7 protein-coding genes are annotated in these 6,534 nt (G+C 69.6%); 6 read left to right on the top strand and 1 reads right to left on the bottom strand.

All coding sequences use genetic code 11. The features are described from left to right. The 3 genes from ABTU92_RS14865 to ABTU92_RS14855 all read left to right on the top strand — a co-directional run. Window positions 1-418 (top strand): restriction endonuclease (locus ABTU92_RS14865; RefSeq protein WP_408091908.1); only part of this gene is annotated, 418 nt, incomplete at its 5' end. 452 nt (window positions 419-870) lie between these two features. Then, entirely contained in the window at window positions 871-1,206 is a 336-nt protein-coding gene (locus tag ABTU92_RS14860) for a hypothetical protein (RefSeq protein ID WP_408091906.1), read from the top strand. A gap of 320 nt (window positions 1,207-1,526) precedes the next feature. Next, on the top strand, window positions 1,527-1,928 hold the full coding sequence (locus ABTU92_RS14855) for a hypothetical protein (RefSeq protein ID WP_408091904.1): 402 nt from the start codon (window positions 1,527-1,529) through the stop codon (window positions 1,926-1,928). A 528-nt stretch (window positions 1,929-2,456) separates the two neighbouring features. Here ABTU92_RS14855 and ABTU92_RS14850 read toward each other — a convergent pair. After that, entirely contained in the window at window positions 2,457-3,497 is a 1,041-nt protein-coding gene (locus tag ABTU92_RS14850; protein WP_408091902.1) for a GMP reductase, read from the bottom strand. Window positions 3,498-3,626: 129 nt separating this feature from the next. Between ABTU92_RS14850 and ABTU92_RS14845 the strand changes: the two genes are divergently transcribed. From ABTU92_RS14845 to ABTU92_RS14835, 3 genes are all read left to right on the top strand, one after another. Next, complete coding sequence (locus ABTU92_RS14845; RefSeq protein ID WP_408091900.1) at window positions 3,627-4,394, top strand: hypothetical protein; 768 nt, start codon at window positions 3,627-3,629, stop codon at window positions 4,392-4,394. A gap of 509 nt (window positions 4,395-4,903) precedes the next feature. After that, complete coding sequence (locus ABTU92_RS14840) at window positions 4,904-5,431, top strand: YbhB/YbcL family Raf kinase inhibitor-like protein (RefSeq protein ID WP_408091898.1); 528 nt, start codon at window positions 4,904-4,906, stop codon at window positions 5,429-5,431. Between the two features lie 34 nt (window positions 5,432-5,465). Continuing rightward, the gene (locus tag ABTU92_RS14835; protein ID WP_408091896.1) at window positions 5,466-6,470 is read left to right on the top strand and encodes a Bug family tripartite tricarboxylate transporter substrate binding protein; all 1,005 of its coding nucleotides are present in this window, start codon (window positions 5,466-5,468) and stop codon (window positions 6,468-6,470) included. The last annotated feature ends 64 nt before the right edge of the window (window positions 6,471-6,534 follow it).

The following is a 6,534-nucleotide window of genomic DNA, read 5'->3' as shown; positions in this document are numbered from 1 at the left end:
TTCAAACGCGATTCCCCTGATGGGATACGGAGGCACACGGCAGAGTGTCGTCCGGCGTTTAGGCAAGAGTGGAGACGAGGGGATCGACGGAGTCGTCAATGAGGATCCACTCGGACTCGATGTCGTCTATATTCAGGCGAAACGTTACGCTTCGGACAACACGATCGGGCGAGAGCGAATCCAGCAGTTTGCCGGGGCGTTAGTCGGACAAGGCGCATCCAAGGGCGTCTTCGTGACGACAAGCTCGTTCTCTCGCGGAGCAATCGAGTACGCCAATCGAGTTCCACAGCGGATCATACTGATCGACGGAGGCGAGCTTGCTCGTCTCATGATTCAATACGACGTCGGGGTTCGCACGGAGCGCACGATCCAGATCAAGCGGATCGATCTCGATTACTTTGACGAAGAAGAGAATTGAGTCTTCCCTAACTCGCAGACTTTTAAAGTTTCCGAGATAGGGGGACGGCGTACCGATTTCATAGATCCTGCCTCTCGCCGTCACCCTGAGGTGCCCGGCGGAGCCGGGCCTCGAAGGGCGACGGCCCGTGAGTCGGGGGCCGCATCCTTCGAGGCTCGACCTACGGTCGAGCGCCTCAGGATGAGGAGCGAGGTGGCGTGGAGGAGAGTCCGTAGCCGGCCGAGCTTCGGCCAGCGGCGCTGCAGTTCTCGCGAGCGCGCCGCCCGCGAAGGCCCCGCATCGGCCCGGCTTCTGGGCTCCCGTAATCATCCATTTGGCACGGCACGCGTTTCCTCCCGTGCTCGCGGGAGCGTGACTTTACCACCGGGCGTCGGCGTGATCGGTTCGGGTCGAGGGGTGTCTCGGCCCGTCGGCCGCGGGGGCGGCCGGGCGGGCGACATCAGGAGCGCGAGATGCGGAAATTTGTTCTGTCGCTGGCGGTCGCCGGCTGCGCCGGCCTGCTGCTCGCCGCCAGCATCCCGACCGCGGCGGACGCGCGCGGGCGCGGCGTCTATGTCGGGCCGCGCGGCGGCGTGGCCGTGTATCGCGGTGGCGGCGTCTACCGGGGCGGCTACTATGGCGGGCCGTACCGCGGCGCCTATGTGCGGCGCGGCGTCGGCTACGGCCTCGGCGCCGCCGCAGTGGGGGCGGCCGCGGTCGGCGCCGCGGCGGCCTACGGCGCCTATCCTTACGGCTACGGCTACTACGCGCCGCGGTGCGGCTATTACCCGTATCCGCCCTGCTACTGAGCGCGCGCGGGCCGACGGCGCGGCGCGCGCGGCGGCGTGCCGGGCCGGACGGCGAGGCGGTGAACGGCGCGTTGCCGCCGATCAGGCGTTTCGCCGTTCGGCGCAGGCGCGGCATTAACCCCGGCGTAAAAGTCGGTCGGCCGGTGCGTGGATCGACAGGCGCCGGGTAGGCGGGCCTTCACGCCTCGCGCGTTATCACGTCGACAAGACCGAACAAGAAACGACGGCGCCGGTCCGGCCGTGCTGCGCTTCCATGCAGCGCTCGCCCCGGCCCAGACGCCGCGTGTCGACACGTGCGTCAGTCAGAGGGAGTGCTGTCCATGTCGCGTCGAGAGTCGCATCGAAACGCCATCGTCGTTGCGGCGGGCCTGGCCGCCGGACTCATGAGCCTGGCGACCGCCGCGGAGGCGGGGAGCTACAGCGGCCGCTGCTGGGGCTGCGGCCCGAACTCGGGCGGCTATGCCACGGTCTATTATGCGCCGGGCTTCGCCCCGACCCAGTACCGGCCGGCGCCCGTCTACGCCGTCCCGACCTACTACCCGCCGACCTACTATCCGCCGCTCGCCTATGCACCGCGCGTCGCCCCGGCCTACTACGGCTATTACGCGGGCTGCTGCTTCGCCCGCGAGCCCTATGTCGGCGTTCCGTGGGGCTGGCAGGCCGCCGGTTACGGCTGGTCCTATGGCTGGCGCGATCCCTGGTGGGGCTGGCGCCGCTGGTGACCGGCCTCGGCCGACCCGACCCGACCCGTTCCGACGCGGCCCTGTGTGACGCTGAACCCTGGGCGGCCTCGTGCCCCGGACAAGGCGTGTCAGGCGACAGCCTGACGCGCCGCCGATCCGGGGCCCAGGGGCGGCACGGCATCGCGGCTCTTCTCGCGGCTCGGCAAGGCCTTCGCCTGATCGCCCTGGGTCCCGGTTCGCGGCGCATCGCGCCGCGCCCCGGGACACGATGCGTTGCTGCCGCGCGAACGTCTGCGCAGAGCCGTCCGCAGCTCTACAAACGTGTAAGCCACGCGTCCAAAGCTCTTGTCAGAAAAGCAAAAGGGCCGCTCGGTGACACGAGCGGCCCTTGCTGCCTGCCGGCTGGGGGGCCTGGCGGCAATGACGTGGTGCTGGGGGGAAGGGGGGGCAAGGGGACCAGCAGCTCGTCGACATGATAACGAGCGGCCCCGGGCCTGGTTCCATCGCACCCGCGATTTTTTTTCGCCGATCTCGGATCGCGGCCGGAGCCCTCCGGCCCGGGCTTCCTCAGTCGAACACCGTGTTCCGCTGCGCGCCGACGAGCACGAAGGTCGTGCGCTTCGGCACCTCCTTCAGCCGGGTGGCGCCCATGTAGGTCATGGCCGAGCGCAGGCCGCCCATGATGCCCTGCAGGGTCGCCTTCACCGGGCCGCGATACGTCACCTCGACAGTCTTGCCTTCGGAAGCGCGATAGTCGGCGACGCCGCCGTGGTACCTGTTCATCGCCGTCTCCGACGACATGCCGTAGAACTCCATGCCGACCGCGACGCACTCGCCGTCGCGCAGCTCGTGGCGCACCCGGCCCTCGCACTCGTCGTGGCCGGCCAGCATGCCGCCCAGCATGACGAAGTCGGCGCCGCCGCCGAACGCTTTCGCCACGTCGCCCGGCACCGTGCAGCCGCCGTCCGAGCAGACGTGCCCGCGCAGGCCGTGTGCCGCGTCGGCGCATTCGATCACGGCGGAGAGCTGCGGATAGCCCACCCCGGTGAGGTCGCGGGTCGTGCACACCGAGCCGGAGCCGATGCCGACCTTGACGATGTCGGCGCCGGCCAGGATCAGCGCCTCGGCCATCTCGCCCGTCACGATGGCGCCCGCCATGATGACGGCGTCCTTGTTGTCGTCGCGCACCCGCTTGACGGTCTGCAGGAACTGCTCGCTGTAGCCGTTGGCGACGTCCATGCAGATCTTGGTCACCGGCACCTGGCTGCGGACGAAGGCGAGCTTGTCGAGGTCCTCGCTGGTGATGCCGATCGAGTAGAAGGCGTTCTTCGAGACGTCGGTGCGGAAGAACTCGACCAGCCGCTCGGCCGGATAGTGCTTGTGCAGCGCCACCATGGCGCCGAACGGCGCGAACGCCTCCGCCATGCTGAAGGTGCCGACCGTGTCCATGTTGGCGGCGATCAGCGGGAACCCGGTCCACTCGTGGCCCGTGTGGACGAACCGGAACGTGCGGGAGATGTCCACCTCGGAGCGCGAGTTCAGGGTCGACCGCTTGGGCCGGATCAGGACGTCTTTGAAGTCGAGCTTGGGATCGGTTTCGATGTGCATGGCGAACGGTCCGGCCGGACGACCGGCGGATGGAGTGAACCGGCAGGGATGGAGCCGCGACGGAGCCGTGAGGCCCGCGGCAAACGGGCCACTTTAGCAAAGAATGCTACCGAAATCCGAAGGCCGATCATGCAGCGCGACGAAGCCGCCATGCGACGGGACCATCTTGCGCGCACCCTCACGCGGCCCATGACGGCGGCCGCCGCGCTGCTCGCCGCCTTGCTCGCCGCGGCCGGGGCGACTCACGCGGCCGCGCAGGCTTGCCGACCGGACGACAAGGGCGTGCCGGTGTGCGGGGACGGCCGGGACGCGGTCCGGGTGATCGCCGACACCATCTCGCCGTCCGGCCGCTTCGCCTTCGCCTGGGGCGGCCCCGACGGCATCCTGGTCGAGCAGGGCGATCCCGACACGGTGCGCACCGTGCTGGTGCGGCTCGCCGACGGCGCGACGCTCGCGACCCTCGGTGGGCAGTACTGGGAGACGCAGAAGTGGCGCGCCAACCGCGAGGAGCTCTTGGCCGTGTGGGCGCCGGGCGAGCGCGGCGTCGTCGAGATCGCCAACAATCGCTGGGCCACCTATTCGCTCGCCTGGCACACGCTCGCGGCGGACGGCGCGAGCCGCCGGCTCGATCTCCTGAAGCTCGTCGAGGGGGCCGCGCGGAACAAGCTGCGGCCCGGCAAGGGGCGCAGCCGCGACGAGTTCAGCTTCCACGTCTCCGGCGATCCGGTGAACCCGAAGCCGATCCGCATCGACGCGCGCGGCCGCCTGCGCTTCGTGTCGAGCCTCTTCATCATGAAGACCGACATCGCGGTCGACTTCGACACCGTGGTGGAGCTGAAGGATCGCGGCGGCGTGCCGCAGGCCGAGATCGTGAGCCTGCGACGCCGGCCCCGATAGGCTGCGCGCGAGGCGGTGCGCCGCAACGTCGCTTGCTGCGCCGCACAGCATCGCACCTCCCAGTGTGACACGCCTGACCGGCGCGTCGGTGCTGCACCGCACAGCCGGTGTGGTCGATCGCGCCGCCCGGCGGCCGGCGCGCACGCCCATAATCAAACCCGATAGCCTTTCGAAAATTCCGTATTGGACCTCCCACCAGCGAAGCACCTAGCGTGCTGCCAGACGCGAACCTTCCGACGGCCTCGTCCCGGTCCCCGATCGTGTCAGCCGCCTCGCGGCATCGGGCATCGCGCTTCTCGGACGACGGCACGCGCCGACCCCCGGCCTCTCGTTTCTGCGGCCCGTGCCGTTCCTCCGACGACGATCAAGCCTCGTCGCGTCCCAGAAACCGACAGACGGCGACCGCCACGGGCGGCGCCGCATCATCCGACGGAGGACGACCAGTGCGATCGACACCACCATCGACCGTCGCCCGGGCCTTTGCGGCCTTGGCCTGTGGAGCCGTACTCATGACGACGCTGTCCGGGCCGGCGTCCGCCGCCGAAGGCCCGTTCTTCCAGCTCACCTCGACCGCCTTCGCCGACAACGGGCTGCTCGCCAAGAAGCACGCCGGCCGCAACCCCGCCAATCCCAACTGCGTCGGCGACAACGTCTCGCCGCCGCTCGCCTGGTCGAACCCGCCCGCCGGCACCCGCAGCTACGCGCTCGTCGTCCACGACCAGGAGGGCCGCAACGGCCTCGGCGTCGTGCACTGGCTCGCCTACGGGATCGACGCGGCCGTCACGGCGCTGCCGGAGGGGGCCGGCGACGGCTCGTTCAAAGGCCTCGTGGGCGGCAAGAACATTCTGGGCCAGGGCAGCTATTTCGGTCCCTGTCCGCCCAAGACACACGGGCCGCACCACTACGTCTTCACGATCATCGCGACCGACCTCGCTCCCGACGCACTCGCGCCCGGCCTGACCATGCCGCAGCTCCTCGAGGCGATCGGATCCCACGCAAAGGGCGCCGCCGGCCTGATCGGCCGGTTCGGCCACTGACCGTCGCCCAGGCCAACCGAGAGGGACCACACGCATGACCACCCGCCGCCATGCCCTTCGTGCCACGCTCGCGCTCGCGGCCGGCCTCGCCGTCGTCGGCGTCCCGGCCGCCTCGCAGGCGCAGGACTCCGCCAAGCCGGACTATCCCAAGCAGGTGATCAAGCTCGTCGTGCCGACGCCGCCCGGCGGCATGGCCGACCTGCTCGGGCGCGTCATCGCCCAGAAGATCCAGGAGAACACCAAGGCGACCGTGATCGTCGAGAACAAGACCGGCGCGGCCGGCCTGATCGCCGCCGACATGGTCGCGAAGTCGCCGCCCGACGGTTACACGATCTTCCTCACCTATCACGCGACCGCGTCGATCCTGCATCTGATCACCGCGAAGATGAGCTACGACCCGGTCAAGGACTTCGTCCCGATCACCTACGTGGCGATCGCGCCGAACGTGCTGATCATCAATCCCGACATCCCGGCCAAGACCGTCCAGGAGCTGGTCGCCTACGGCAAGGCCAATCCGGGCAAGTTGTCCTTCGCGTCGCAGGGCAAGGGCACCACGGGCCATCTGGGCGGCGAGATGTTCAAGCAGGCGACCGGGATCGAGATGACACACGTGCCGTATCGCGGCGCCGCCCCGGCCCTGCAGGACGTGATCGGCGGCCAGGTCTCGATGATGTTCGACATCGTGCCGCTCGCCCGCGAGCACGTCAGGTCCGGCAAGGTGCGGGCGCTCGCCGTCACCTCGCCCGAGCGCGTCGCTGCGCTGCCCGATGTTCCGACCACCACGGAGGCGGGCATCCCGCAGGTGCAGGGCGGCGCCTGGTGGGGCCTCGTCGCGCCCGCCGGGACGCCCAAGCCGATCGTCGACTGGCTCAACGCCGAGACCCGCAAGGCCTTCGAGTCGAAGGAGGTGCGCGACCGGCTGACCGAGCAGGGCCTGACCTTCTTCCTCGGCTCGCCCGAGCAACTCGCCGAGCACCAGAAGAAGGAGACCGAGCGCTGGGGCGCCGTCATCGAGAAGGCCGGAATCAAGCCGGAGTGACGCTTCCGCCCCTCCGCGTGCCCCGGACAAGGTGCATCAGGCCGCAGGCCTGATGCGCCGCAGG

The organism is Rhodoplanes sp. SY1 (assembly GCF_046000175.1).
GTDB lineage: Bacteria > Pseudomonadota > Alphaproteobacteria > Rhizobiales > Xanthobacteraceae > Rhodoplanes.
The sequence above is the reverse complement of the archived record's forward strand: the minus strand, read 5'-3'. Positions and strand labels throughout refer to the sequence as shown.